Source organism: Pelomonas dachongensis (assembly GCF_043555865.1).
Lineage (GTDB): Bacteria > Pseudomonadota > Gammaproteobacteria > Burkholderiales > Burkholderiaceae_C > Pelomonas > Pelomonas dachongensis.
The window spans coordinates 46,435-72,808 of record NZ_JBIGHY010000009.1 but is presented as its reverse complement, the minus strand read 5'-3'; the positions used below and the strand labels follow the sequence as shown (position 1 = coordinate 72,808).

The 26,374-nt window shown below is 69.1% G+C and carries 28 protein-coding genes and 1 pseudogene; 14 read left to right on the top strand and 15 right to left on the bottom strand.

The annotated features are described in order from the left end of the window. Positions 1-8: 8 nt before the first annotated feature. Positions 9-470, top strand: a complete 462-nt coding sequence (gene sixA, locus ACG02S_RS21215; RefSeq protein ID WP_394472481.1) for a phosphohistidine phosphatase SixA — start codon at positions 9-11, stop codon at positions 468-470. Positions 471-515: 45 nt separating this feature from the next. On the opposite strand, the gene ACG02S_RS21210 is transcribed toward sixA, so the two are convergent. Beyond that, on the bottom strand, positions 516-2,009 hold the full coding sequence (locus tag ACG02S_RS21210) for a Ppx/GppA phosphatase family protein (protein WP_394472480.1): 1,494 nt from the start codon (positions 2,007-2,009) through the stop codon (positions 516-518). A gap of 64 nt (positions 2,010-2,073) precedes the next feature. Here ACG02S_RS21210 and ACG02S_RS21205 point away from each other — a divergent pair, with 64 nt between their 5' ends. Together ACG02S_RS21205 and ACG02S_RS21200 are read left to right on the top strand one after the other, a co-directional pair. Continuing rightward, positions 2,074-2,937, top strand: coding sequence for a dienelactone hydrolase family protein (locus tag ACG02S_RS21205; RefSeq protein ID WP_394472479.1), 864 nt, complete (start codon positions 2,074-2,076; stop codon positions 2,935-2,937). A 71-nt stretch (positions 2,938-3,008) separates the two neighbouring features. Further along, positions 3,009-3,791, top strand: a complete 783-nt coding sequence (locus ACG02S_RS21200) for a ZIP family metal transporter (protein WP_394472478.1) — start codon at positions 3,009-3,011, stop codon at positions 3,789-3,791. 3 nt (positions 3,792-3,794) lie between these two features. On the opposite strand, the gene ACG02S_RS21195 is transcribed toward ACG02S_RS21200, so the two are convergent. Beyond that, entirely contained in the window at positions 3,795-4,364 is a 570-nt protein-coding gene (locus tag ACG02S_RS21195; protein ID WP_394472477.1) for a TetR family transcriptional regulator, read from the bottom strand. A gap of 95 nt (positions 4,365-4,459) precedes the next feature. Between ACG02S_RS21195 and ACG02S_RS21190 the strand changes: the two genes are divergently transcribed. Continuing rightward, a complete protein-coding gene (locus ACG02S_RS21190) occupies positions 4,460-5,740 on the top strand; it encodes an MFS transporter (protein ID WP_394472476.1) in 1,281 nt (426 codons plus the stop codon). 41 nt (positions 5,741-5,781) lie between these two features. On the opposite strand, the gene ACG02S_RS21185 is transcribed toward ACG02S_RS21190, so the two are convergent. The 4 genes from ACG02S_RS21185 to ACG02S_RS21170 all read right to left on the bottom strand — a co-directional run bounded on the left by ACG02S_RS21185 (position 5,782) and on the right by ACG02S_RS21170 (position 9,109). After that, complete coding sequence (locus ACG02S_RS21185) at positions 5,782-6,216, bottom strand: universal stress protein (protein WP_394472475.1); 435 nt, start codon at positions 6,214-6,216, stop codon at positions 5,782-5,784. A 69-nt stretch (positions 6,217-6,285) separates the two neighbouring features. After that, positions 6,286-7,098 (bottom strand): sulfurtransferase, encoded by an 813-nt coding sequence (locus ACG02S_RS21180; RefSeq protein WP_394472474.1) that lies wholly within the window; start codon positions 7,096-7,098, stop codon positions 6,286-6,288. Then, on the bottom strand, positions 7,095-7,997 hold the full coding sequence (locus ACG02S_RS21175) for a DMT family transporter (protein WP_394472473.1): 903 nt from the start codon (positions 7,995-7,997) through the stop codon (positions 7,095-7,097). The genes ACG02S_RS21180 and ACG02S_RS21175 overlap by 4 nt, the downstream gene beginning before the upstream one ends. Further along, entirely contained in the window at positions 7,997-9,109 is a 1,113-nt protein-coding gene (locus ACG02S_RS21170; protein ID WP_394472472.1) for an aromatic ring-hydroxylating oxygenase subunit alpha, read from the bottom strand. Before ACG02S_RS21170 ends, ACG02S_RS21175 begins: the two co-directional genes overlap by 1 nt. Positions 9,110-9,341: 232 nt before the next feature. Here ACG02S_RS21170 and xseB point away from each other — a divergent pair, with 232 nt between their 5' ends. Genes xseB through dxs form a run of 3 tightly spaced genes read left to right on the top strand, consistent with a single transcriptional unit; the run spans position 9,342 to position 12,391 of the window. Then, on the top strand, positions 9,342-9,596 hold the full coding sequence (gene xseB / locus ACG02S_RS21165) for an exodeoxyribonuclease VII small subunit (RefSeq protein ID WP_394472471.1): 255 nt from the start codon (positions 9,342-9,344) through the stop codon (positions 9,594-9,596). Positions 9,597-9,600: 4 nt separating this feature from the next. Beyond that, positions 9,601-10,488 (top strand): polyprenyl synthetase family protein, encoded by an 888-nt coding sequence (locus ACG02S_RS21160; protein WP_394472470.1) that lies wholly within the window; start codon positions 9,601-9,603, stop codon positions 10,486-10,488. 10 nt (positions 10,489-10,498) lie between these two features. After that, positions 10,499-12,391, top strand: a complete 1,893-nt coding sequence (gene dxs / locus ACG02S_RS21155) for a 1-deoxy-D-xylulose-5-phosphate synthase (RefSeq protein ID WP_394472469.1) — start codon at positions 10,499-10,501, stop codon at positions 12,389-12,391. Here dxs and ACG02S_RS21150 read toward each other — a convergent pair. Further along, positions 12,342-13,247 carry a LysR family transcriptional regulator gene (locus ACG02S_RS21150; protein WP_394472468.1) on the bottom strand — a complete coding sequence of 302 codons (906 nt, stop codon included), beginning with the start codon at positions 13,245-13,247 and terminating at the stop codon, positions 12,342-12,344. The genes dxs and ACG02S_RS21150 overlap by 50 nt on opposite strands. An 82-nt stretch (positions 13,248-13,329) precedes the next feature. Between ACG02S_RS21150 and lysA the strand changes: the two genes are divergently transcribed. Beyond that, entirely contained in the window at positions 13,330-14,553 is a 1,224-nt protein-coding gene (gene lysA / locus ACG02S_RS21145) for a diaminopimelate decarboxylase (RefSeq protein ID WP_394472596.1), read from the top strand. A gap of 8 nt (positions 14,554-14,561) precedes the next feature. Here lysA and ACG02S_RS21140 read toward each other — a convergent pair whose 3' ends face one another. After that, a complete protein-coding gene (locus ACG02S_RS21140; protein ID WP_394472467.1) occupies positions 14,562-14,756 on the bottom strand; it encodes a hypothetical protein in 195 nt (64 codons plus the stop codon). Here ACG02S_RS21140 and ahpC point away from each other — a divergent pair. Together ahpC and ahpF are read left to right on the top strand one after the other, a co-directional pair. Next, on the top strand, positions 14,749-15,312 hold the full coding sequence (gene ahpC, locus ACG02S_RS21135) for an alkyl hydroperoxide reductase subunit C (RefSeq protein WP_394472466.1): 564 nt from the start codon (positions 14,749-14,751) through the stop codon (positions 15,310-15,312). The genes ACG02S_RS21140 and ahpC overlap by 8 nt on opposite strands. A 134-nt stretch (positions 15,313-15,446) precedes the next feature. After that, positions 15,447-17,000, top strand: a complete 1,554-nt coding sequence (gene ahpF, locus ACG02S_RS21130; protein ID WP_394472465.1) for an alkyl hydroperoxide reductase subunit F — start codon at positions 15,447-15,449, stop codon at positions 16,998-17,000. A 39-nt stretch (positions 17,001-17,039) separates the two neighbouring features. Here the strand turns inward: ahpF and ACG02S_RS21125 are convergent, their stop codons facing one another. Together ACG02S_RS21125 and rarD are read right to left on the bottom strand one after the other, a co-directional pair. After that, on the bottom strand, positions 17,040-17,474 hold the full coding sequence (locus ACG02S_RS21125; protein WP_394472464.1) for a hypothetical protein: 435 nt from the start codon (positions 17,472-17,474) through the stop codon (positions 17,040-17,042). Between the two features lie 52 nt (positions 17,475-17,526). Beyond that, positions 17,527-18,423, bottom strand: coding sequence for an EamA family transporter RarD (rarD, locus tag ACG02S_RS21120; protein ID WP_394472463.1), 897 nt, complete (start codon positions 18,421-18,423; stop codon positions 17,527-17,529). A gap of 86 nt (positions 18,424-18,509) precedes the next feature. On the opposite strand from rarD, the gene ACG02S_RS21115 reads away from it, so the two are divergent. Next, positions 18,510-18,779 (top strand): MoaD/ThiS family protein, encoded by a 270-nt coding sequence (locus ACG02S_RS21115; RefSeq protein WP_394472462.1) that lies wholly within the window; start codon positions 18,510-18,512, stop codon positions 18,777-18,779. Between the two features lie 3 nt (positions 18,780-18,782). Continuing rightward, positions 18,783-19,856, top strand: a complete 1,074-nt coding sequence (locus ACG02S_RS21110) for a WD40/YVTN/BNR-like repeat-containing protein (protein ID WP_394472461.1) — start codon at positions 18,783-18,785, stop codon at positions 19,854-19,856. On the opposite strand, the gene ACG02S_RS21105 is transcribed toward ACG02S_RS21110, so the two are convergent. Beyond that, positions 19,853-20,722, bottom strand: a complete 870-nt coding sequence (locus tag ACG02S_RS21105) for an ADP-polyphosphate phosphotransferase (RefSeq protein ID WP_394472460.1) — start codon at positions 20,720-20,722, stop codon at positions 19,853-19,855. The two genes, ACG02S_RS21110 and ACG02S_RS21105, sit on opposite strands and share 4 nt — an antisense overlap. Before the next feature lie 584 nt (positions 20,723-21,306). Between ACG02S_RS21105 and ACG02S_RS21100 the strand changes: the two are divergent. After that, positions 21,307-21,513, top strand: a pseudogene (locus tag ACG02S_RS21100) (methyl-accepting chemotaxis protein); the annotation flags it as partial. A 47-nt stretch (positions 21,514-21,560) separates the two neighbouring features. Next, positions 21,561-22,322, top strand: a complete 762-nt coding sequence (locus tag ACG02S_RS21095; RefSeq protein ID WP_394472595.1) for a substrate-binding periplasmic protein — start codon at positions 21,561-21,563, stop codon at positions 22,320-22,322. A 2-nt stretch (positions 22,323-22,324) separates the two neighbouring features. On the opposite strand, the gene ACG02S_RS21090 is transcribed toward ACG02S_RS21095, so the two are convergent. The 4 genes from ACG02S_RS21090 to ACG02S_RS21075 form a co-directional block, all read right to left on the bottom strand. Further along, entirely contained in the window at positions 22,325-23,011 is a 687-nt protein-coding gene (locus tag ACG02S_RS21090) for a pseudouridine synthase (RefSeq protein ID WP_394472459.1), read from the bottom strand. A gap of 6 nt (positions 23,012-23,017) precedes the next feature. After that, entirely contained in the window at positions 23,018-23,470 is a 453-nt protein-coding gene (locus ACG02S_RS21085) for a hypothetical protein (protein WP_394472458.1), read from the bottom strand. Between the two features lie 73 nt (positions 23,471-23,543). After that, the gene (locus ACG02S_RS21080) at positions 23,544-23,957 is read right to left on the bottom strand and encodes a YchJ family protein (protein ID WP_394472457.1); all 414 of its coding nucleotides are present in this window, start codon (positions 23,955-23,957) and stop codon (positions 23,544-23,546) included. 17 nt (positions 23,958-23,974) lie between these two features. Then, on the bottom strand, positions 23,975-26,227 hold the full coding sequence (locus ACG02S_RS21075; protein ID WP_394472456.1) for a putative bifunctional diguanylate cyclase/phosphodiesterase: 2,253 nt from the start codon (positions 26,225-26,227) through the stop codon (positions 23,975-23,977). Between the last annotated feature and the right edge of the window lie 147 nt (positions 26,228-26,374).

Genomic DNA, 26,374 nt, shown 5'->3' with positions numbered 1-26,374 from the left:
CGGCTGCCATGGACCTGATCCTGTGGCGCCATGCCGAGGCCGAGATCATCCAGCCCGGCCAGGACGACCTGCAGCGCGTCCTGACGCCCAAGGGCGAGCGCCAGGCGCGGCGCATGGCCGCGTGGCTCAACCAGAGGCTGGCCGCCACTACCCGCGTGCTGACCAGCCCTGCGCTGCGCTGTCGGCAGACCGTGGAGGCGCTGGGCCGCGAGGTGCGCGTGGTGCCAAGCATTGCGCCCGCCGCGTCCTTCGCTCATCTCATCGAGGCGTCGCGCTGGCCCAGGGCCAGCGAGCCGGTGCTGATCTGCGGCCACCAGCCGACGCTGGGGCAATTGGCTGCTCACCTGCTGGGCGGCGTGGAGCAGGACTGGGCGGTGAAGAAGGGCGCCGTCTGGTGGCTTCGCTGGCGCCAGCGCGACGGCGAGCCGGAGGTCACGCTGCACGCGGTGCAGGGGCCGGACACGCTGTAGGCCGTGAGCCGGCGAGCGGGGCGTACCTGCACCTGCGGGGTGGCGTCAGCCGATCACCAGCTCCAGCTGGCCCGTCCGGGCCCAGGCCTCGGCCTCTTCCTTCAGCAGGAAGCGCGTGCGCGCCTGCTCGCCCGACCAGCTCTTGGGGCAGCTCAGCGTCAGCTGTCGGCCGCTGCGCGACAGCTTGGGCGCCGCCGCGGTGACGGGCGTGCGGGCATGGCACAGGATCAGCGCCAACCGCAGCGCGACGAGTTGGTCCAGCAGCGTCGCATCGGTCAGTTGCTCTTCCAGCTTGCGCAGGCCGCCGCGCTGGCCCAGCGCCAGCGTGCCCAGACGCTGCAGCTGGTTCGTCGAGAAGCCCGGCGCATCGGCGTGGCCGATGATGTAGGCGCTGTGGCGGTGGTGGTCGTGGTGCGACACCAGCATGCCGATCTCGTGCAGTGCCGCGGCCCAGCGCAGCTCGCGCAGCAGCTCGGGCGACGGCTTCGGAACCAGCTGCCGGTAGAGCTTCTCGGCCTGCTGGGCCACGCGATCGGCCTGGGCCAGGTCGACATCGAAACGCTGCTGCAGCGCGGTGACGGAATCAGCACGCGGATCGCGCGCGCCGCTGGGCTGCAGGCGCTCGGCCAGGTCGAAGATGACGCCCTGGCGCAGCGCGCCCTTGGTGGGCAGCAGTTCCTCGATGCCGAACTGCGTTAGCAGCGTGTAGAGGATGCACAGGCCACCGGCCACGACGGGGCGGCGGTCTTCCTTCAGGCCGGCGATCTGTAACTGGTCCTGCGAGCCCGCGGCGATGCACTGGGCGATGCACCAGCGCAGCGCTGCCGGCGTGATGCGGCCATCGGTCTGGCCGGTGGCGGCCAGGATCTGCGAAACCGCCCCCACGGTGCCCGACGAGCCCAGCGCTTCATGCCACAGCTCGGGGCGGAACAGCGTCAGCGCTTCCTCCAGCTCCGCACCCGCGGCCACCTGCGCGGCGCGGAAGGCCTCCTCGGTGTAACGACCATCGGCGAAGAAGCGCATGGACAAGCCCACGCTGCCCACGCCGAAGGATTCGGCCCGCGCCGGCTTGCGGCCGCGGCCCAGGATCATTTCGGTGGAGCGGCCGCCGATGTCGATGACCAGCCGGGGCTTGTCGGACGGCTGCAGCCGCGCGACGCCCGCGAAGATGAGGCGCGCTTCCTCGCGACCGGCGATGACCTCGACTGGGTGGCCCAGCACGGCTTCGGCGCGAGCCAGAAAGGCGTTGCGGTTGCGGGCCTCGCGCAGTGTCTGCGTGGCGACCGCGCGGATGCGTTCGGGCGCGATGCCCACCAACTGCTCGCCGAAGCCGCTCAAGCAATTCAGCCCGCGCTGCATGGCCTCCTCGGTCAGCATGCCTTCGGCATCGAGGCCGGCACCCAGGCGCACGCTTTCCTTGATGTAGCTGACGCGCTGGTAGCGATCGCCCGACAGCCGCGCCAGTTCCAGCCGGAAGCTGTTGGAGCCGATGTCGATAGAGGCCCAGATCTGGCCGGCTTTGTCGGGGCGCGTCGTCATGGGCCGGGATTGTCGGGGCAAAATTTGACGCCCCCCGGTAACTCATCCCCATAGGAGAGCCTCGATGTTGAAAGACGAGATCGACAGCCTTGCGCCGGCGCGCGACTTCAATCGCCGCAGCTTTGTGCAGACCACCGTGGGCGGTGGTTTCGCGGCGGCCGTGCTGCCGGTGACCGCCCAGACCATCAGCACCGACACGGTGGGCCTGGAGGCCGGCCCGGTCAGGGTCCCGGTGGGTGATTTCCAGATGTCGGCCTACCGCGCGCAGCCTGCCGGCGGGAAGAGCCTGCCGGTCATCCTGGTGGCCAGCGAGATCTTCGGCGTGCACGAGCACATCGCCGACGTGTGCCGGCGCTTCGCCAAGCAGGGCTACCTGGCCATCGCGCCCGAGCTGTTCGTGCGCCACGGCAATGCCGGCGCGTACACGGACATTCCCAAACTCATCAGCGAGGTGGTCAGCAAGGCGTCGGACGCGCAAGTCTGCGCCGACCTGGACGCCACCGTCGCCTGGGCGGATGCCAACGGCGGGGACGTGGGCAAGCTGGGCATCACCGGCTTCTGCTGGGGAGGACGCACGACCTGGCGATACGTGGCGCACAACCCGAAGGTGGCGGCCGGCGTGGCCTGGTATGGGCCGGTGGCGCGCAACTACCACCCGGGCGACAAGACCATCGTGGAACTGGCCGCCGACATCAAGGCGCCGGTGCTGGGCCTGTACGGCGCAGCGGACGGCGGCATCCCGGTCGACACGCTGACCCAGCTGGAGAACGCGCTGAAGGCGGCCGGCCACACGAAGAGCGAGATGGTTGTCTACCCCGACACGCCGCACGCTTTCCATGCCGACTACCGGCCCAGCTACCGGAAGGCGGCGGCCGACGACGGCTGGGCCCGCTGCCTTGCATGGTTCAAGAAGAACGGAGTCGTCTGAAGGGCTTGACAGCTCTGCTAGGCTGATCGACATCGGGGCTGCTCAGTGCGGCCCCGTTTCTTTGCGCATCCATGACCCTTCTCTACATCGTGCTTGCGACCTTCGCGGGCGGCCTGCTGTCTGTGCTGGTCGCCGCCAGCCTGACCGTGGGCGTGCTGACCCGTCTCGTCAAAAGCCTGGTCAGCCTGTCGGCCGGCATCCTGCTGGGCACCTCGCTGCTGAACGTGCTGCCCGAGGCCTTCGAGAGCCACACGGTGGAGCCACAGGCGCTGTTCGCCGTGCTGCTCGGGGGCTTGCTGTTCTTCTGGTTGCTGGAGAAGGTGGAGCTGTACCGCCACGTGCACCACCACGAGGGCGACGGCCACCACCACCACCACCATTTCGACGCGGAGCAGGCGGGCCGCGGCGGCCTCAGCGTGCTGGTGGGAGACAGCATCCATAACTTCTGCGACGGCGCCATCATCGCGGCGGCCTTCCTGGCCGACACCCACCTCGGCTGGGCGACGGCGCTGGCCATCGTGGCGCACGAGATCCCGCAGGAGGTAGGCGACTACATCGTGCTGCTGAACGCCGGCTTCAGCCGCGCCAAGGCGCTGCTGTTCAATGCGATCTCCGGCATGGCCTCGGTGCTGGGCGGCGTGCTGGGCTACTTCCTGATAGGCCAGTTCGAGTTGGCGCTGCCCTACCTGCTGGTGCTGGCGTCCAGCAGCTTCATCTACATCTCGGTGGCCGACCTTCTGCCGCAGCTGCAGCAGCGGCTGGCGTGGCGCGAGACTGTCGCCCAGGTAGCCTGGCTGGCCGTGGGCCTGGGCATCGCGTTCGTCGTGTCAACGATGCTGCACCACGCGCATTGAGGCTCACCCGCGCGCCAGGCGTTCGATGCCGGCGCGCACGTCCTTCAACACCTCGTCGGCCAGCGCGGCGTCGGCCTTCAGCACGCCGCGCGACAGCGCCATTGCGCCGATAAGCGCTGCCACGGCCAGCGTGGCCTGGGCGCTGTCGTCATCGCCCAGCGCGGCTTGCACGCCGTAGCGCAGTTCCAGGAAGCCGGCCGTGTAGCTCTTGCTGACGGCCTCGCTCTGCCGGCCGGTCTCGCAGGCCGAAGCCACGACCGGGCAGCCGGCCGAGAAGTCGTCGCGCACGCGGGCGCTGAGGTAGCGGTCCAGGTAGCGGGTGAGGCCGGCTGCCTCGCCGCGGCTGGTGCGGCTGACCTTGTCGAAGCCGGTGCGGAAGCTGTGCGCGAAGGCCTGTGCGGCCAGGTCCTGCTTGTCGTTGAAGTGCTTGTACAGCGCGCCGTGCGTCAGGCCGGCGGCCTTGCAGATGTCGGCCACGCCCACGCCGTCGATGCCGTGCTGCTTGAACAGCCGCGCTGCCGCGTCCAGCAGCGCCTGGCGGTTCAGTTCGGCTTGTTCCTTGGTGACCTTCATGCAGCAACTCCATCCAGCTGGCAGCAGGAATTGTGCATTTTTGATTGCGCTCGTTATGATTGTTTTGAAATCGACCGCAATCAAAAAGTGTCTTGATGTTCGCTGCCCGCCTGGCTCACCTGCTGCAACGCCGCGGGGTCCACTACGCCTGGGTCGTGGCGGGGCTGACCTTTCTGGCGATGCTGATCACGTCGGCCGCGCTGGGCCTGCCCGGCGCGCTGTTGCAGCCCCTGTCCCGCGAGTTCGGCTGGAGCACGACGGAGCTGTCGTCGGTGTTCGCGACCCGCTTTGCGCTGTACGGGCTGCTGGGCCCGTTCGCGGCCGTCGTGCTGATGCGCTATGGCGTGCGTCGCGTGGTGGCGCTGGCGTCTGCGGCCATCGGTGTGGCGCTGCTGGCCGGCATGTTCATGCGCAACCTGGGCCAAGCCTTCGTACTGTGGGGGCTGGTGCTGGGCGTGGCCACGGGCATGACGGCGATGGTGCTCGGCGCTATGGTGGTGAACCGCTGGTTCGCCGAGCGCAAGGGCCTGGTCATGGGCCTGCTAGCGGGCAGCGCGGCCACCGGGCAGCTGGTGTTTCTGCCGCTAGCGACCTGGCTGATAGAGACGCACGGCTGGCGCAGCGCGCTGCTGCCAGTGGTGGCCGCCACCGCCGCGGTGGCGCTGCTGGTGCTGCTGTTGCTGCGCAATGCGCCGTCGGACCTGGGGCTGCTGCCGTATGGCGCCACCGCGGACACGCCACCGCCGCCGGCCGGGCCGCGCCCGACCTGGCGGCTACCGTTTGAGACGTTGGCCAGCGCCGCGCGCGTGCCGGCGTTCTGGGTGCTGGCGGGCAGCTTCTTCATCTGCGGGCTGAGCACCAACGGCCTGGTGCAGACCCACTTCATCTCGCTGTGCGGAGACCGCGGCCTGGGGCCGGTGCCGGCGGCGTCGGTGCTGGCGATGATGGGCGTCTTCGACCTGGTCGGCACGACGCTGTCGGGCTGGCTGTCGGACCGCTATGACAACCGCAAGCTGCTGTGCTGGTACTACGGTCTGCGCGGACTGTCGCTGTTCTGGCTGCCGTACTCGGACTTCACGGTCGCTGGGCTGTCGGGCTTTGCGGTGTTTTACGGGCTGGACTGGATCGCCACCGTGCCGCCCACCGTCAGGCTGACGGCGCAGCACTTCGGCGCCGCGCGTGCGGGGCTGGTGTTCGGCTGGATCTTCGCCTTCCACCAGCTGGGTGCCGCAGCCGCGGCCTACGGTGCGGGCTTCTCGCGCGCCGTGCTGGCCTCTTACTCGCCGGCGCTGTTCGTGGCGGGTGGCGCCTGCCTGCTGGCGGCGCTGGCGGTGCTGTGCATCCGTTCCGCACGACAAGAGCCGGTCTCGCCCTGAGAGCCCCGCGCGTTTGGGGGGGGCGCGTGTTCAGGAGCAGGTCAGCGCACGACCAGCACCGGCAGCTCGACGTGCGTCAGCACCTTCTGCGTCTCGCTGCCCAGCAGCAGCGCGGCCAGCCCGGTGCGGCCATGCGAAGCCATCACGATGAGGTCGACCTGCTCGGTCTTGGCATGGTCGACGATCGCCTCCCAGGCGTGCAGTGCCTCCACGGTGTGCATGCGGCAGGCAAGCCCCTGCGCCGCAGCGGCGGCGCTGACGGCCTCTACGCGCTGCGTCGCGACGCGCTGCTGGGCGTCGATGAACTCCTGCGGTGGCACGGGCTGGATCTCGGAAACAGCGCTGTAGGGGAAGGGCTCCATGACGCTCAGCGTCATCAGCTGGGCGCCGTGCACCTTGGCGAGCTGGATGGCTGTGTCTACCGCGTGGGCGGTGATGTCGGACCCATCGGTCGGGACGAGGATGCGCTTGAACATTCGGTCCTCCAGTCGTCGTTGCTGAGGGCGCCAGTTTGACCCATCAGCGGGGCCGGCGCTTGTCAGAGATCAACCCGTTGCGGCAGGGCGAGCGGGATCTGCGGACCACTCGCTCCACGAGCCCACGTAGAGCGCGCCGTCGCCCAGGCCGGCATGCGCCATGGCCAGCAGGTTGTGGCAGGCCGTGACGCCGGAGCCGCACTGGTGCACGACGGTGTCGGCGCCGTGCGGCGCGAGCAATACCTGGAACTCCGCGCGCAGTTCGTCTGCGGACTTGAAGCGGCCGTCCGCGGCGAGGTTGTTCTTGAACAGGCGGTTGCTGGCGCCGGGGATGTGGCCAGGCAACCGGTCCAGCGGCTCCACGTCGCCGCGAAAGCGCTCGGGCGCGCGCGCATCGATGAGGCGCACCCGGCCCAGTTGCTTCAGCAGCGTGGCGGCTTCGATCTGCGCCACGAGTGCCGCGGCGGGCTGCCAGTCCGTCGGCACGGTGGTCGCCACGTCGGTGGTGAGCTCGTCGTCCCAGGCGCCGTCCAGCACCGCGACCTGCGGATGCCCCAGCCAGCGCAGCATCCACCAGCAGCGCGCGGCGTAGGGGCCGCCCTGCGTGTCGTAGCAAACGACCTGCCGGCCGGCCCGCAGCCCCAGCTGTCGCATCCGCGTGGCAAACGCGTCGCGCTCGGGCAGTGGGTGGCGGCCGTTCGTGCCGGTCTTGGTGCCGGACAGATCGCGGTCCAGGTGCAGGTAATGGGCCCCCGGGATGTGGCCGGCGGCGTAGGCGCGTTCGCCCGCTCCGGTGTCGGCCAGATCGAAGCTGCAATCCAGGATAAGTGGGTCGTCCAGCGTGCGCAGCTGGGCAGGGGGGATCAGCGTCGTGTAGGTCATGACTCGGCCGGGTTGAACTGGCTGTCCTTGGGGGGCGGCGCGACCTTGTTGCGCAACAGCGTGGCGGCGAGGCCGGCGCCGATGATGAGCAGCATGCCGATGCCGGCCAGCCAGGTCAGCGGATCCTTGAACAGCAGCATGCCGTACATGAAGGAGAATACGATGCCCAGGTACTGCAGGCATGCGTTCACCAGCGGCTTGCCGATGGCATAGGCGCGCGTCAGGCAGACCTGCGCGGACGTGGCCAGCAGGCCCACGGCCAGCAGCAGCGCGGCGCCCCACAGCGTGTGCGTCTGCAGGCCGCCCTCGGTGATGGCGGTGATGAGAGCGCCGGCAATGGCGCCGCCCATCGAGAAGTAGAAGACGACGCGCAGCTCCGGCTCTCCGGCGCGGCCCAGCGCCGTCACCTGCAGGTAGGCCATCGCGGCGAGCATGCCGGACACCAGGCCGGCCAAGCCGTGCCACAGCTGCTGCTCGTCCACCGTGGGCCGCAGGATCAGCGCGACGCCGACGAAGCCCAGCAGGACCGAGGCCATCAGCCGCCAATCGAGCTTCTGTGCGCCCATCAACACGGCGCCCCCCAGCAGGAACAGCGCCATCCACACAGAGGACATGTAATTCAGCGTCATCGCCGTGGCCAGCGGCAGCTTGCCGATGGCGTAGAACCACAGGCACAGCGACGTGACGCCGGAGATGCTGCGCCATAGGTGCATGCCGGGCACGCGCGTCGCGAGGCTCAGGTGCTGCTGGCGGCACAGCATGGCCATCATGACCATGCCGACCAGGCCGCGGTACATGACGATCTCGCTGGCCACGTAGAACTCGCTGGCGAGCTTCACGCACACGCCCATGGTGGCGAAGAGCAGCGTCGCCAGCACCATGAGCAGCGGGGCGGGCATCAGGCCGTCATGCCCATCTGGTTCCGGAACCACTCATGGAAGTGCTGCATGCCGTCCTCCATGGGGCTCTGGTAAGGCCCCACCTCGTTGTCGCCGCGCATCATCAGCGCCTTGCGGCCGGCGTCCATGCGTTCGGCGATCTCGTCGTCCTCCACGCAGGTCTCCATGTAGGCGGCCTGGTGCGCCTCGACGAAGTCGCGCTCGAAAGCGGCGATCTCCTCGGGGTAGTAGAACTCGACGAGATTGACAGTCTTCTGCGGCGACACCGGGTGCAGCGTCGACACGACCAGCACGTGCGGGTACCACTCCACCATGATGTGCGGGTAGTAGGTCAGCCAAATCGCGCCGGCCTCGGGCGGGCGGCCCTCGCGGAACTTCAGCAGCTGGTCGTGCCAGCGCTGGTAGACCGGCGAGCCGGGGCGCTCCAGTTCCTTGTGCACGCCCACCGTCTGCACGGAGTGGTGCTTGCCGAATTCCCAGGCGAGGTCGTCGCAGCTGACGAAGCCGCCGAGGCCCGGGTGGAAGGGGCCGACGTGATAGTCCTCCAGATAAACCTCGATGAAGGTCTTCCAGTTGTAGTTGCACTCGTGGACCTGGACCTTGTCGAGCACGTATCCCGAGAAGTCCAGCTGGGCGGCCGGGCCCAGCTTCGCGAGCTCCGCGGCGACGTCATGACCGTTGTCCTCGAACAGCAGACCGTTCCATTCACGCAACGAATAGCGGTTCAGGTTCAGGCAGGGATCGTGGTCGAAATGCGGCGCACCGATCAGCTCGCCCTGATGCGAATACGTCCAGCGGTGCAGGGGGCAGACGATGTTGGCCCGGGTGTTTCCGCGTCCGCGCAACATGACCGCTTGGCGGTGCCGGCAGACGTTGGAGATCAGCTCGATTCCCTGGGACGACCTGACCAAAGCCCGCCCTTCACCCTCCTGCGGCAGCGCATAGTGGTCGCCGACTTCCGGCACGGCCAGTGCATGGCCGACGTAGCGGGGCCCTCGCTGGAAGATGCTGGCCTGTTCACGCTGGAACAGATCGGGGTCGAAGTAGGCGCTCACCGGGAGCTGGGTCCGGCTGCGTTGGAGCGCCGAGACGGGAAGGCTCAGGTCGGACATGATCCAGGGGGGTCTTTCAGGCGGAGTAGGGGTGCTGCGTCCCTCCGGCGCATCTCGGGAATGCCGAGTCGGCCAGGTTGCTAGGTGGTTGGGGGATGGAGGGCGCGCGTGCGCGCGCCCGCAGGAAAGGTTGGGGATTCTACCCAGGCCAGTCAACTCTGTTGATGGCTGTCACGTCGTGGCACAGGATTGCCGGAGCCCGCTGACTACAATCGCCGTTTCGTGTTCTGAAATGTCAACCAAGTCCTCCTCCCGCCCCAAGGCCGCCGCAACAGACGGCAGTGATCTCAGCTACGAGCAGGCGCTCGAGGAGCTGGAGCGCCTGGTGGCGGCCATGGAGGGCCAGCAACTGCCGCTGGATCAACTGTTGCAGAGCTACAAGCGTGGGGCCGAACTGCTGACCCTGTGCCGTGGCCGCTTGCAGGCGGTCGAGCAGCAGGTCAAGCTGTTGGACAGTGGTGAATTGAAGGCCTGGGAGGGCTCCTGAAATCATGGATGCAAAGGACTTTGGTCACTGGGTGGATTCGTCCCTCGGCGCCGTCGAGGCGGCGCTGGACGAACTCGTGCCGGCGCGAGCGCCGGCCGGTCTCGGCGATGCGATGCGCTACGCGGTGCTGGGCGGCGGCAAGCGGCTGCGCCCGCTGCTGGTGCTGGCCAGCTGTGCGGCGGTCAACGGCGACAGCTTCGCCGCGATGCGCGCGGCCTGTGCGGTCGAGCTGATCCACGCCTATTCCCTCGTGCACGACGACATGCCGTGCATGGACAACGACGTGCTGAGGCGCGGCAAGCCGACCACGCATGTCGCCTTCGGCGAGGCCCAGGCCATGCTGGCCGGCGACGCGATGCAGGCGCTGGCCTTCGACGTGCTGACGCCGGACGTGGGCATCGCGCCCGCGCTGCAGGCGCGGCTGTGTGCGCTGCTCGCCCGCTCGTCCGGCTACGACGGCATGGCCGGTGGCCAGGCCATCGACCTGGCCAGCATCGGCAAGCCGTTGGACGAATGCACGCTGCGCGACATGCACCGCCGCAAGACCGGCGTGCTGCTGCAGGCCAGCGTCATGATGGGGGCGGCCTGCGGACCGGCATCGCCGCAGGCGACGCAGTCCCTGTCCGACTACGGCGCCGCGCTGGGCCTGGCCTTCCAGGTGGTCGACGACATCCTGGACGTGACACAGGAGTCCCATGTGTTGGGCAAGACCGCCGGCAAGGACCAGGACGCCAACAAGCCGACCTACGTCAGCGTGCTGGGCCTGCAGGCAGCGCGCACGTTGGCGCAGAAGCTGCGTGCCGAGGCCAAGGCCGCATTGGCCGCCACTGGGCTGGCCGATGTCAGCCACCTGAGCTTGCTGGCCGACTCCGTCGTCGAGCGCGACAGCTGAAAGGTTTCGCATGGACTACACGCTGCTGAAAAGCATTGCCAGCCCGGCCGACCTGCGCCGCCTGCCGCGCACTGAGCTTCAGGCCGTCGCCGACGAACTGCGCGCCTACGTGCTGGAGAGCGTTTCCAGAACCGGCGGCCACCTGGGCTCCAACCTGGGCACGGTCGAGCTGACGGTGGCGCTGCACTATGTCTTCAACACGCCGGACGACCGGCTGGTGTGGGACGTGGGCCACCAGACCTACCCGCACAAGGTGCTGACCGGCCGCCGCGACCGCATGGATTCCCTGCGCCAGCTGGGCGGCATCAGCGGCTTCCCGCGCCGCGACGAGAGCGAGTACGACACCTTCGGCACCGGGCATTCGTCCACCAGCATTTCGGCGGCGCACGGCATGGCCATGGCGGCCAAGATCAAGGGCGAGGAACGCAAGGCAGTGGCCATCATCGGCGACGGCTCGATGACGGCCGGCATGGCCTTCGAGGCGCTGAACAACGCCGGCGTGGCTCACGGCGGACTGCTGGGCGACGTGCTGGTCATCCTGAACGACAACGACATGTCGATCAGCCCGCCGGTGGGCGCACTGAACAAGTACCTGGCGCGGCTGATGAGCGGCAGCTTCTACACGGCTGCGCGCGAGGGCGCCAAGAGCGTGTTGAAGAACACGCCGCTGTACGAGTTCGCGCGCAAGTTCGAGGAGCACACCAAGGGCATGGTCGTGCCGGGCACGATCTTTGAGGAGTTCGGCTTCAACTACGTCGGCCCCATCGACGGCCACGACCTGGACTCGCTGGTGCCGACGCTGGAGAACCTGCGCGACAAGAAGGGTCCGCAGTTCCTGCACATCGTCACGAAGAAGGGTGCCGGCTACAAGCTGGCCGAGGCCGACCCGGTCAAGTACCACGCGGCCTCCGGCAAGTTCGATCCGGCCGTGGGCTTCGTCAAGCCGGCCACGCCGGGCAAGACCACCTTCACGCAGGTGTTCGGTGACTGGCTGTGCGACATGGCCGAGGCCGACCCGCGGCTGGTGGGCATCACGCCGGCCATGCGCGAGGGCTCGGGCATGGTGGAGTTCCACAAGCGCTTCCCACAGCGGTACCACGACGTCGGCATCGCCGAGCAGCATTCGGTCACCTTCGCGGCCGGCCTGGCGTGCGAGGGGCTCAAGCCTGTCGTGGCCATCTATTCGACATTCCTTCAGCGCGCCTACGACCAGATGGTCCACGACGTGGCCATCCAGAACCTGCCCGTGCTGTTCGCGCTGGACCGCGCCGGCCTGGTGGGCGCCGACGGCGCCACGCATGCCGGCAACTACGACGTCGCCTACACGCGCTGCGTCCCGAACATGGCCGTGCTGACGCCGGCCGACGAGGACGAGTGCCGCCAGGCGCTGTACACGGGCTTCATGCACGACGGCCCGGTGACCGTGCGCTACCCGCGTGGCGCCGGTGCCGGCGTCGTGCCGGTGAAGGCCATGACGGCGCAGCCCTGGGGCAAGGGCGAGGTGCGACGCCAGGGCCAACGCATCGCCATCCTGGCCTTCGGGACGCTGCTCTACGCGGCACTGGAAGCCGCCGAGCGCCTGGATGCGACGGTCGCCAACATGCGCTTCGTGAAGCCGCTGGACGCTGACCTGGTGGGCGAATTGGCACGTACGCACGACGCGTTGGTCACCGTCGAGGACGGCTGCCTCATGGGTGGTGCAGGCAGCGCGGTGACCGAGGCGCTGAACGCGGCCGGCCTGAGCATTCCGGTGTTGCAACTGGGCCTGCCGGACGAGTTCGTCGAGCACGGCGACCCGGTCAAGCTGATGTCGCTGTGCGGGCTCGACGCTGCCGGTATCGAGGCCAGCATCGTCAAGCGCTTTGGCGCCAAGCCTGTGGTCGTGCACAGCGCAGCGCGCTGACCAGCGCCGCAACCAACGGCTGCGCCGGGCGGTGCAGCGGGATCAACGCACTGACGCGGTAGGGGATGGAGACGGCCAGCGGTCGCACCACCAGTCCCTCGTTGGCGCAGGCGTGTGCCGTCAGCGGATTGACGATGGCCAGCCCGAGGCCGGCGCGTACCAGCTCGCAGACGGCCACCGCGCTGTGCGTCTGCACGCGCAGCCGGCGGGCCACGCCCGCCGCCGCGAAACGGGCGTCGATCTCGCGCCGGTAGGGGTCGTCCGTGGCGAGGCTGATGAAGTCCTGACCGTTGAAGTCAGCCAGCGCCAGCCGCGCATGCGCCGCCAGCGGGTGCCCCGCGGGCAACACGGCCACCTCGTCGGCCTCCAGCAGCGGCTCCACGCGCACGCCCGGCAGCGGCGTGGCCTGCTCGGCCAGGCCCAGATCGAAGCGCTGCTCGCTCATCCATGCGTCCAGCAGTGGCGGCTCGGCCGGCGTGATGTCGATGCGCGCGCCCGGGTGCTCGCCGAGCAGCGTCGCCAACGCCGCCGGTAGCAGCGCGTGGCTCAGGGCGGGCAGGCTCAGCACGCTCAGCTCCGCGTCCTCGTCCCGTCCCAGCGCCTGCGCGCGCTCGATGACGCGGGCCAAGCCCTGGAAGCTGCGCTCCACCTCGTCGAACAGCGCGCGTGCCCGGGCGGTGGCCTTCAGCCGGCCGCGCTCGCGCTCGAACAGCGCGTAGCCCAGCAACTGCTCCAGCCGGGCCAGGTCGCGGCTCAGCGTCGGCTGCGACGTGTGCAGCAGCGCGGCAGCGCCGGTGACGCTGCCGGCCGTCATGACGGCGCGGAAGACCTCGATGTGGCGGTGCTGGATATCCATATCAGGACTGAATTGTCTCTCGACAAATTTCAATTTGATTGAATGGATGACGAGGGGCATGCTGCCAACCATGACCAAGCCCCTGCCCACCCCCTTCACGCCCGCCCGCCTGCAAGCCCTGGCCGCCGAACACGGCACGCCGCTGTGGGTCTATGACGCCGCCACCATCCGCGCCCGCGCTGCGTCGCTGAAGCGCTTCGACATCGTGCGCTTCGCGCAGAAGGCCTGCTCCAACATCCATGTGTTGAAGCTGCTGCGCGAGGCCGGTGTCAACGTGGACTCGGTCTCGCGCGGCGAGGTGCTGCGTGCGCTGGCGGCCGGCTATCAGGCTGGCAGCGAGGAAATCGTCTTCACCGCCGACCTGCTGGACCACGCGACGCTGTCCACCGTCGTGGAGCACCGCATCCCGGTCAACGCCGGTTCCATCGACATGCTCCACCAGCTGGGTGAAGCGTCGGCGGGGCATGCCGTCTGGCTGCGCATCAACCCCGGTTTCGGCCACGGCCACAGCCACAAGACCAACACCGGCGGCGAGCACAGCAAGCACGGCATCTGGCACACCGACCTGCCCGCCGCCCTGGCCGCCGTCCGCCAGCACGGCCTGAAGCTGGTGGGGCTGCACATGCACATCGGTTCCGGCGTGGACTACGCCCATCTGGCGCAAGTCGGCCAGGCCATGGTGGGTCTGGTGAAGCAGACCGTCGCGGCCGGCCACGACCTGCACGCGATCTCCGCCGGTGGCGGCCTGTCGATTCCCTACCGCGACGGCGACGCCGGCATCGATGTGGACCACTACTTCGGCCTCTGGGACGCTTCCCGCCGCGAAGCAGAGGCGGTGGTGGGCCATGCGCTGACGCTGGAGCTGGAGCCCGGCCGCTACCTCGTTGCCGAAAGCGCCGTGCTGCTGGCCGAGGTGCGGGCTGTGAAGAACGCCGGCGCGAACCGTTTCGTGCTGGTCGACGCCGGCTTCAACGAGCTGATGCGCCCGGCCATGTACGGCGCCTTCCATGGCATGAGCCTGATCGGTGCCGGCGGCGCGGTTCAGCCCACCGTGGTGGCCGGCCCGCTGTGCGAGTCGGGCGACGTGTTCACGCAAGGTCCCGGCGGCGAGGTGCTGACGCGCGAGCTGCCGCCGGCAACGGTTGGCGACCTGCTGGTCATCCACGATGCGGGCGCCTATGGCGCGTCCATGTCCAGCAACTACAACAGCCGGCCGCTGGCCGCCGAGGTGCTGGTGGACGGTGAAGCGAGCAGGCTGATCCGCCGCCGGCAGACGATCGAGGAGCTGCTGGCGCTGGAGCTCTGACCTCGGGATCACGCGCGTTGTGGGAATGGTGGCGACCGGCTCGCAGATGGCTTACGCTTTTCGGCCTGCCGAGCCTTCAGGGCGGTTGCCCGATAGGCAAAGCCAATAGGACCGATTTGATTAAAGTTTTCAACTGAAAACGTCAGTCCGATATAGTTATTTCTATCCCATCCACCCAGCCCCACGGAGCGATCGATGTCCATCATCAACACCCAAGTCCAGCCCTTCAAGACCGAAGCTTTCCACAACGGAAAGTTCATTACCGTCAGCGACGAGACGCTGAAGGGCAAGTGGTCCGTGCTGATCTTCATGCCAGCCGCGTTCACTTTCAACTGCCCGACCGAAGTCGAAGACGCGGCTGACAGCTACGCCGAGTTCCAGAAGATGGGCGCCGAGGTCTACATCGTCACGACCGACACGCACTTCTCGCACAAGGTGTGGCACGAGACCTCGCCGGCTGTCGGCAAGGCCAAGTTCCCGCTGGTGGGCGACCCGACCCACACGCTGACCAACGCCTTCGGCGTGCACATCCCCGAAGAAGGCCTGGCACTGCGCGGCACCTTCGTCATCAACCCGGATGGCGTCATCAAGACCGCTGAGATCCACTCTAACGAAATCGCCCGTGACGTGTCCGAAACGCTGCGCAAGCTGAAGGCCGCCCAGTACACGGCCGCCCACCCCGGCCAGGTCTGCCCGGCCAAGTGGAAGGAAGGCGCCGCCACCATCGCCCCCTCGCTGGACCTGGTCGGCAAGATCTAAATGCTGTTCGCAAGGAGCCCCGGAGGGCTCCTTCCTTCCGCAGAGCCGCACCGGTTCTGCTGAAAGGGCCTCCAGCGCCGGGGACCCTTTCAGCAGTGGCCTGTCTCGCCACGCCTCACTGAAAGGACACCACAATGTTGGACGCCGCACTGAAGACCCAGCTCCAGGGCTACCTGGACCACGTCAAGCTCCCGTTCGAGATCATCGCGTCGCTGGACAAGTCCTCGGCCAGCGACGAGATGCGCCAGCTGCTGGAAGAAATCTCCGGCATGAGCGACAAGATCACGCTGCGCACCGACGGTGTCGACACGCGCACGCCGTCCTTCTTGCTGCGCCGCACGGGCACCGAGCAGTCGCTGCGCTTCGCCGCCATTCCGCTGGGCCACGAGTTCACGTCGCTGGTCCTGGCGCTGCTGTGGACCGGCGGCCACCCACCCAAGGTCGAGCAGGCGCACATCGACGCGGCCAAGGCGCTGGACGGCGAGTACGAGTTCGAGATCTACATGAGCCTGACCTGCCACAACTGCCCGGACGTGGTGCAGGCGCTGTCGCTGATGTCGGTCGTCAACCCGCGCGTGCGCACCACCATCATCGACGGCGGCCTGTACCAGGCCGAGGTTGAGGCACGTGACGTCATGGCGGTGCCCAGCGTCTACCTGAACGGCGAGCACTTCATCTCCGGCCGCGTGAGCCTGGAGGAGATCATTGCCAAGCTCGACACCGGCTCGGCCGCTCGTGACGCCAAGAAGCTGGATGCCGAAGCGCCATACGACATGCTCATCGTCGGCGGTGGCCCCGCCGGCGCAGCCGCGGCCGTCTACGCCGCCCGCAAGGGCATCCGCACCGGCGTCGCCGCCGAGCGCTTCGGCGGCCAGGTCAACGACACGCTGGGCATCGAGAACTACATCTCCGTTTCCGTCACCGACGGCCCCAAGTTCGCCGCGGCGCTGGAGGGCCACGTGAAGGACTACAAGGTCGACATCCACAACCTGCAGCGCGCCGAGAAGCTGATTCCCGCCGCGCAGCCGGGCGGCTTGGTCGAGGTCGAACTGGCCAACGGCGCCAGGCTCAAGGGCAAGACCGTCATCCTGTCCACTGGTGCGCGCTGGCGCAACGTCGGTGTGCCCGGCGAGGCCGAGTACAAGAACAAGGGCGTGGCCTACTGCCCGCACTGCGACGGCCCCCTGTTCAAGGGCAAGCCGGTCGCAGTCATCGGCGGTGGCAACTCGGGCGTCGAAGCCGCCATCGACCTCGCCGGCATCGTCAAGCACGTGACGCTGATCGAGTTCGGTGCCGAGCTGCGCGCGGACGCGGTGCTGGTCAACAAGGCCCGCAGCCTGCCCAACGTCACCATCATCACCAACGCGCAGACCACCGAGTTCACCGGCACGAACGGCAAGCTCGACGGGCTGAACTACACCGACCGCGTGTCGGGTGAAGCCAAGCGCGTGGAAGTCGATGGCTGCTTCGTGCAGATCGGCCTGGTGCCCAACACCGAGTGGCTGCGTGGCACGCTGGAGCTGAGCAAGCACGGCGAGATCATCGTGGACGCCAAAGGGGCCACCTCGGTGCCCGGCGTGTTCGCCGCCGGCGACGTCACGACCGTGCCGTTCAAGCAGATCATCATCGCGGCCGGCGACGGCGCGAAGGCCGCCCTCGGCGCCTTCGACCATCTGATGCGGAGTTGAGATTCCAGGGCCCAGGTGCGAGCCCGGGCCTTGCGGGATTCAGCGCAGCGTGTACCCGCGCCCGTCCATGCAAGCTTCCACGGCGCGGTGGAACACCGACGCATCGGCCATCGCCGCGGGCTGCGTGGTGGCCCAGCGGTTGCAGGTGCGGCTGTCCTGTTCGACCTGAACGTTGTCCTGCCCCTGCCGCGGGTAGATGACCGGCGCAGGGTGGCTCGGGGCGTACACCGGTGCGGGCGGCGGCAGGGGCGCTGGCGGCACGTAGATCACCTCGGGTGCGCGCTCGGCGTGATGCGCCAGCGCGATCAACGGCACCGTCACCGCCAGGCCCACGGCCAGCGCACCCAGGCCGGAACCCCGGTGGTGATGGTGGTGGTAGTGGCGTTGATGATGGCCGTAGCGCGGCCCGGCGCTGGCCAGTGCGGTCGTGGCGATCAGGGTGGTGGCGATCAGCGTGCGGGCAAGGGTGTTCATGGCGACTCGCTTGTGTCGGGTCAGGCAATAACGTAGCGCTGCGTGTGGAGGTTTACACCTGCGCGGCCTGATCTGCTGTAACCAGGCGTCGGTTCTGGCGGCGGGCCCGCCACAGACCTTCGGCGCTGTACACCGCCAGCGCTGCCCAGATGAAGCCAAACGCGACCAGCCGGGTCGCGTCCATCGGCTCCCTGAACAGGAACACGCCCAGCAGAAACTGCAGCGACGGTGACACGTACTGCACGATGCCCAGCGTTGCCAGCGGCAGCCGGCGCGCGCCGGCCGCGAACAGCAGCAGCGCCCCCGCCGTCACGGGGCCGGTGCCGATCAACCAGGCCCAGTCGACGGCCGTCTGCCCGGCCAGCTGGCCGTCCCAGCCCCAGTACGCAAAACCCGCCAGCGCCAGCGGCGCGAGGATCAGCGTCTCCAGCGACAGGCCTTCCAGCGCGCCCAGTGCCGCCGTCTTGCGCATGAGCCCGTAGAAGCCGAAGCTGACCGCCAGCACCAGCGCCACCCAGGGCAGGCGCCCGCCGGCCACCGTCAGCCAAAGCACGCCGAACGCCGCCAGGCCCACGGCAAACCACTGCACGGGCCGCGGGCGCTCCCCCAGCAGCGCAAAGCCCAGCGCCACGTTGACCAGCGGGTTGATGAAGTAACCCAGGCTGGCGTCGATGACGTGGCCGTGGCCGACCGCCCAAACGTAGGTCAGCCAGTTGATCGCGATCAGCAGCGCCGACGCCGCGAAGCGCCGCCAGGTGGCGGCACTGACGTCGCGCAGCCACTTCAGGTGCCCCGTCACCAGCAGCACGCCGGCCACGAACACCAGCGACCACAGCGTGCGGTGGGCCACGATCTGCAGCGACGGGATGGCGGCGATCTGCCGAAAATACAGCGGGAACAGCCCCCAGCTCAGATAGGCGCCGAGGGCGAAGAGGATGCCGGAGTTCATCGGTGGCATTCTCGACCCTGGTAATCCCGGGTGCTGTCACGGGGGCATCGCCGTCGAATCGGGCCGGTCCCGTTCGTCGTCAACTCATGGCCGTCATCGAGTTCACCCCTCAGCTGCATCGTTTCGTCGACACGCCCGTCGTCGACACGCCGGCCGTCGTGCTGCGGGACGGTCTGGATGCCGCGTTCGCGGTGAACGCGCGGTTGCGCGGCTACATCCTCGACGATCAGGGGCACCTGCGCCCCAACGTGGTCGTCTTCATCGACGGCCGGCGTGCGCGCGACCTGCGCGGCCTGACCGACCCGCTCGGACCCGACAGCCGGGTCCATGTGCTGCAAGCCTTATCCGGAGGTTGATCCATGACGCAAGACCGTGCCTGGGCCGCAACACGCAAAGGCCTCTTTGAACTGCGCCGCCGCGCTGGTTTCTGGCAGATCGAGAACGTCAGCTTCCTGGCCGACCCGGTCAGCATGCTGTTGCCGCCGGATGCGTGCGGACGCATGCTGGCTGCGCTGAACCTCGGCCACTTCGGCACCAAGCTGCAGGCGTCCGACGATGCCGGCAAGACGTGGCGCGAGGTCGGCGTGCCGACCTACCCGCCGCAGCCTCCAGGATCGCAGGGGCCCGAGTGGAAGCTGGTGAACATCTGGGCGCTGGAGCGGGCGGGCGACCTGATCTGGGCCGGCACGCTGCCGGGCGGCCTTTTCAGCAGCACTGACGGCGGCGCGAGCTGGCAGCTCAACGAGGCGCTGTGGCACGAGCCGCTGCGGCTGGGCTGGTTTGGCGGCGGCAGCGAGTCGCCGGCGCTGCATTCTGTCTGCCCGCGGCCCGACCGGCCGGACGAACTGCTGCTGGGCATCTCCTGCGGCGGCGCGTGGCGCACTACCGACGGTGGCAAGACCTGGGCCCTGAGCGCCAAAGGCATGCGCGCCGACTTCATGCCGCCCGACCAGGCCGGCGACGAGAACACGCAGGACCCGCACCTGATCGCCCGCTGCCGCGACGAGCCCGACGTGCTGTGGTGCCAGCATCACAACGGCATCTTCCGCAGCAGCGACAACGGCGCCAACTGGGCCGAGCTGAAGGCGCAGCCCTCCAGCTTCGGCTTTGCGGTGGCGGCCCATCCGCGGGATGGCGCCACCGCGTGGTTCGCGCCGGGCGTGAAGGACGAGCGGCGCATCCCCGTGGATGCCGCGCTGTGCGTGACCCGCACGCGCGACGGCGGCAAGACCTTCGAGGCGTTGCGCACCGGCCTGCCGCAGCGGCACTGCTACGACCTCATCTACCGCCACGGCCTGGCCGTGGACGACAGCGGCGAGCAGCTGGTGATGGGCTCCACCACGGGCAGTTTGTGGGCCAGCGGCGATGCCGGCGACAGCTGGCAGGCCGTGTCGTCCCACCTGCCTCCCATCTATGCGGTGAAGTTCGGTTAGGGCTTCAGCTTCGCGCGGAACTTGCGCAGTTCGGCGGCGTCCCACGCCGGGGCGGGGTAACTCATCTTCAACTCGGCCAGCGCGTCGGTGACGACCTGGGCCACGATGAGGCGCGCGTTGCGCTTGTCGTCGGCTGGCACCACGTACCAGGGCGCTTCGGCGCTGCTGGTGGCGGCCAGTGCGTCGCCGTAGGCGCGCATGTAGCCGGCCCAATGCTCGCGCTCGTTGAGGTCGTTGCGCGAGAACTTCCAGTTCTTGGCCGGGTCGTCCAGCCGCGCCAGGAAGCGCTGGCGCTGCTCCTCCTTGGACAGGTGCAGGAAGAACTTCAGAACGCGCGTGCCGCTGCGGTGCAGGTGCTGCTCCAGCGTGTTGATGGACTCGAAGCGCTGCTGCCAGAGCCGCGGCGGCCGGGCGCTCTCCTTCGGCAGGTTCTGCGCCGCCAGGATCTCGGGGTGCACCCGCACGATCAGCACCTCCTCGTAGTACGAGCGGTTGAAGATGCCGATGCGTCCGCGCTCGGGCAGGCATTGCGTGGTGCGCCACAGGAAGTCGTGCTCCAGCTCCTGCGCGCTGGGGTGCTTGAAGCTGAACACCTGGCAGCCCTGCGGGTTCACGCCCGACATCACGTGCTTAATGACGCCGTCCTTGCCCGCCGCGTCCAGGGCCTGGAACACCAGCAGCAGCGCGTAGCGGTTGTGCGCGTACAGCAGGTTCTGCAACTCGCTGAGTCGCTCGACCTGTGCGGCCAGGTGGTCCTGGTAGTCGTCCTTGTCGCGGTACAGCGGCGCGACGTGGGTGGCCCAGCGGCTCAAGGCCAGCCGGGCGCTGCCGGCGGGCACGCGGAAGGCGTCGGTGGAGATGGGCATGTCGGGTTCGCTGGGCCGGTGTCGCAGGCCATAGGCTAGCTAAACCCGGCCGGGCTAGCATGGGCCATCGACCGCGAACGAGGAGGCATGACATGCCAGTTGATCTCACGTCCAAGGGGGGTGACGCGCGAAGTGACGTGCGCATTGGCCCGGCACGCGAGAGTGCCCGGCAGGCTCGTGGCGCGATTCGGACCGGCTGATGCTGATGGCCCTCTCGCTGCATCTGCTGATCGCGCTGGCGGGCTACTTCGGCGGCACGGCGCTGGCGCTGGGCGGGGGGCTGTTGATTGTCGGCGTCGCGGTGGCGGTGCACCTGTCGGCGGGCGGCACGGCGCTGTCGGCCCACACGATGGCGGTGGCCGCGATGGGGATGGTGGCGTTGCGCATCCAGCTGGCGCGCGGCATGCTCGAGTTCCACTTCGGCGTGTTCGTCACGCTGGCCTTCCTGCTGACCTACCGGCACTGGGCGCCCATCGTCACCGGTGCGCTGGTCATTGCCGTGCACCACGTCGCCTTCGACCGCCTGCAGGCCGGCGGCGTGGGCGTGTACTGCCTGACGGAGCCGGGGTTCTTGCGCGTGCAGCATCGCGCGATCGGCGTCGGAGCAGAGCGAAGGCATCGTGCGGGTCAACCAGTCGGTCGGACAGCTGGACCAGGTCACGCAGCAGAACGCGGCGCTGGTCGAGCAGTCGGCCGCCGCGGCCGAGAGCCTGCGCGACCAGGCGAAGCGGCTGGCGGACGAAGTCAGCGTTTTCCAGACACGAGGCGAGGCCATGCCGGCGCGCCGGTAAACCCGTGCCGCGCGGCGCCGGCCCGCGGGCTATTCTTGCCTGGCCCGATGTACAGACGCCTGTTGATCGCCCTGTTGTTCATTGCGCCGCCGCTGCTGGCGGCGCCCTGTGCGCGGCCCTGGCGCGTGCCACTGGAGGATTGGCGCCCCTACGCGTTCGCTGACGCCGACGGGCGCCGCACCGGGCTGGAGGTCGAGCTGCTGGCGGCCATTGCCCGGGAGCTGGACTGCAGCGTCGAGTACGTGCCCGACTTGCCACGCAACCGCCGCCTGCCCATGCTGGCCGCGGGCGATCTGGACCTGCTGGTGGCGGCGTCCTACGACGGTCCAGGCACGCCTGAACAGGTCGTGTACACGCGGCCCTACCGCGACGAGGAGTTCAGTGCCTTCGCGCGCGCCGACGCGCCCTTGCGGCCGGGCATTAAGACGCTGGAGGACGTGCTGGACGGGGGCCTGCGGCTGCTGGCGCATCGCGGCCCGAGCGTCATACCCATCGTGGACCGCTTCGCCGCGGCCGGGCGGCTGACGGCGTTCGAAGACTACGCCAAGGGCATGCAGCAGCTGCGGCTGGACCGCGGCGACGTGCTGATCGGCGACCGTCTGGCCGTGATGTTCGCAGCCCGCGCCGCGGGCGTGGCGGTCACCGAGCTGACGCTGCCTGTGCGCCGCGACGTGGTCGCGTACAAGCTCAGCCGGCAGCGCTTCGACGAGTCCGATGTGATCTTGTTCAACGAGGCCATCCTGCGTCTGGATGCGCAAGGAGAGCTGCGGCGCATCCGCAACCGCTGGCTGCCGGCGGCGCGCCGCTGAGTTCAGCTGCAAGGCCAGCCGTCGGCGGGCGGCGCCTGCAGCCGCAAGGGCGCACCGGTGACGGGATGGTCCAGCACCAGCTCGCGCGCGTGCAGCCACAGGCGCTGGAGGCCCAGGTGGGCGGCGACGGCGCGGTTCAGCGGCCCCTTGCCGTGCGTGGCGTCGCCCAGGATGGGATGGGCGATGTGCTTCAAGTGGCGGCGGATCTGGTGCCGCCGGCCTTGCAAAGGCTCGGCCTCCAGCAGCGCGACGCGCGTGGTGGCAAAGCGCGCATCGGTGGCGATCGGCCATTCCGCGCGCTGCAGCACGCGCCAGCGCGTCTGCGCTTCCAGCATCGTCTGCCCGGCGGACGGCTGCTCGGGGTCGCGGGCCAGCGGGTGGTCGACGACGCCAGCGTCGTTGAGGGGCCAGCCGCGCACGAGCGCCAGGTAGCGTTTGTCCATGCGGCCCTGCTCGAACAGCGCACCCAGCAGCGATGCGACCTCGGCCGACAGCGCAAACAGCAGTACGCCGGACGTGCCACGGTCCAGCCGGTGCACGGGCCACACGGGCCGGTCCAACTGGTCGCGCAGCAGCTGCAACGCCGCCGCGTCTTCCTGCGCCGCCAGTTGCGTGCGGTGCACCAGCAGGCCGGGCGGCTTGTCGATGGCGACGAGGTGGTCGTCGAGATGCAGGACGATCAGCGGCATGCCTGCTCAGCGTCTCTCGCAGGCGATGTGGTCGCACGTCACCATGCAGCTGCCAGTCGTCGCGTCAGGGTACAGACGAGGCACTTCACTCAAGGGAAACAGCACCGACACGCGTGCGCCGCAGATCCGACCTGCGTAGCTCGGCTGCTCGTTCATCCGCAAGCTGAGCGGCGCGCCTGCCCAGTCGGCGTGGCTGCGCAGCAGCACGTGGGTCACGCGACGACCGCGTTCGTTCCAGCGCTGCTGCGCCTCGACTACGGCTTGGCCGTAGTGGTCCCGCTGTAGCGATTCGCTCCATCGTAGCGGCATGGCAATGATGACGCTGTCGGGCCTTGCCTGCGTCTGCGCCGTGATCTCCGCAAACCGACGCCACGCGCCTTCGCCGACGGCGTCGAGCACGGCGCCGTCGTCGGCCTCGAAGGAGAGGCAGGTCGTCACGGACATGAGCTTGATCGTCACGCTGGCAGCTGCGGTGGTCGCGGCTAGCAGCGGAGCCAGCAAGAGGGCGAGGGCACGGCGGGTCCTCCGGTGCTCAGTCATGAAGGTCTCCATCGATGTAGAACCACTCGCCGTCTTCGCGCACGAATCGGCTGACCTCGTGCAGCCGGTGCGCGCGCCCGCCCAGCTTGCTGCGTGCGACGAACTCGACGCTGCCGTGGTCGGCGTCCTGCAGCGCGGTGCGCTTCACGTCCAGCCCCAGCCACTGCAGGCCGGGCTCGGGCGGCTCCAGCGCGGCGGGGCGGGTGCTGGCGTGCCAACTGGCGAGCAGGTAGGGGCGCAGGTCTCGCACGTAGGCGGCATAGCGCGATCGCATCAGCGCCTCGGGCGTAGCGGCGGTGAGCCTTTGGCCGGCCGCGAAGGCCTGGTGCAGCGCGCCGCAGCAGCTGGCGTAGGCGGCGCGGTGGCCGCAGGGGCAGGGCAGGATGGACTCGGCAGGCGCAGGCATGCCTGCACTGTAGAGGGTCACCCTGGCCGATGCCGGCGGCTGGGGAAGGCGTGCAGCAGGTCGTCCAGCGGCAGCGGTCGGCCCAGCAGGTAGCCCTGGCCCAGGCGGCAGCCGCAGGCCTGCAGCACGGCCAGCTGGGCCTCGTCCTCGATGCCCTCGGCGATGACCTCCAGCTGCAGGTGCTGGCCCAGGTCCATGATGGTCTGCGCGATGGCGCGGTCGCGTTCGCCGCTGGCCAGGTCGCGCACGAAGCTGCGGTCGATCTTTAGCGAGCTGATGGGCAGGCTTTTCAGCATCGCCAGCGACGAATGGCCCATGCCGAAGTCGTCCAGCGAGATCTCGAAGCCGATCTCGCGCAGCCGGTGCATGACGCGCATGACCTGCTCGGGCTGGCTCATCAGCATGCCCTCGGTCAGCTCCAGCACCACCTGCGGCGCCGGCACGCCGAGCCGCATGGACATGGCGCGCAGCATCTCGGGCAGCGCGTTGCTGGTGAACTCCGAGGCGGCCATGTTGACGTGCACCTTGAGCCCCTCCAGCGGCCCGCCCTGCAGCGACGAGAGGTCGTGCAGCGTCTGGCCCAGCACCCAGCGGCCGATGTGGATGATGAGGTCGCTCTGCTCGGCGATCGGGATGAAGACGTCGGGCGGCACGCTCTCGCCGCCGGGCTTGTGCCAGCGGATCAGCGCTTCCACGCCGTGCAGCTGGCCGGCGACGATGTCGACGATGGGCTGGTAGACCAGGCTGAGCTGGCCGGTCTGCAGCGCGTCGCGCAGCTCGGCCTCCATCGTCATGCGCCGCGCCAGCCGGTCGCGCTGCTCGGCCAGCGTGTCGGGGCTGCTGGTGGAGAAGACGTTGCTGCCGTTGCGTCCGTTCTGCTTGACGCGGTACATGGCCGCGTCGGCGCTGCGCAGCAGTTCGGGGCCGCTGAGGCCGTTCTCGGGGAAGCGCGCCACGCCGATGCTGGCCGACATGCTGACCGCCACGTCGGCATAGGCGAACGGGCGGCTGGCGGCGGCCAGGATGGCGTCGACCAGCGCGGCCAGGCGCTCGCCGCTGCTGTCGGGCACCAGCACCGCGAACTCGTCGCCACCCAGCCGGCCAACGCGCGCCGGCGCCGGGGCCACCGCGCGCAGGCGGCGCGCGAACTCCTGCAGCACCGCGTTGCCGGCCTCGTGGCCAAAGGCGTCGTTGATGGGCTTGAAGCGATCCAGGTCGATGAAGATCAGCGCGAAGCGCCCGTCCTGGCGCTGCTGCAGCGCGCAGTGGCGGTTGAGCTGGTTGTAGAAGTAGCCGCGGTTGTCCAGCTCGGTCATCTCGTCCACCTGGGCCAGGCGGCGGATGACGGTCTCGGTCTCCAGCCGCTGGGCCGTCTGCGCGATCAGCGCGCCGATGGTGGCCGACACCTTGGGCAGCTGCGCGTCGGGCTGGCGCGACAGGCTGCTGTAGAACTCCAGCACGCCGGGGCGGTGGCGCTCGCCATCGTCCGACACGTAGGTGACCGGGAACACATAGCCCGACCAAAGCCCGCACATGTTGGCGCTGCGCCGGCGCAGGAAGCGGCGGTCGGCGGACATGTCCTCCACCCATTCGGCGTTGCCGCTGGCCCAGACGCGCCCCACCAGGCCATCTCCGGGCGCCATGCCCAGCGCGGCGCTGACGGCGCTGAACTGCTCCAGGTCACGGTCCGGTGGGTGCCAGAAATGCCGGCAGTGCAGCTCGCCGTCGGCCTCGCCGCCCTCCATGCGCCAGTACGCGCCCCACTCCCAGCCGAGGTTGCGGCAGATCAGCTGGATGACGTTGATGATGGCGTCTTCCAGCGTGTGCGTGCCGACGAGGAACTCGGTCAGCGCGTAGCCCAGCCGCTCGCGCACGGCGGCGTGCGTGAGGTCGGTGATGTCCTGCAGCAGACCGTGGCGCCAGCGGGGCCGGGCGGGGTCGGGCGGCAATGGCGTTACGCGCAGCCAGCGCAGGCCGTGCGCCAGGCCAATGACGCGGATGTCCAGCGGGCGCTGGCCCAGCGCGCCGGTCCACAGGCAGATCAGCTCGGGCAGGTCGTCCTCGAACACGTGGCCGAAGCAGCCCTGCAGTCCGTCGGCCGATTCGCCGGGCATCTCCAGGTACTCGCGGGCCATCGCGGACAGCAGGCTCTGCCCGGTCATCGGGTCGTACCACCACTGGCCGAAGCCGGCAGCGCGCTCCAGGTCGGCCTGGATGGCGGTATCGGGATCGCATCGCGGCGTGCCGGCCGGGAGGGCAGGGGCTTGCATCGGCGCCCCCTTCTGGCTTGTCGTCATCCGCGGGCTGGCGCAAGTCGCATGCCAGTGCTTTCGCTTGCACTGGCCCCGCACGGGTGCGTGCCGACGCACGCTGCTGGTGCGAGCCGCCGCCTGGCGGGTCGGTGCGACGCGCTACGC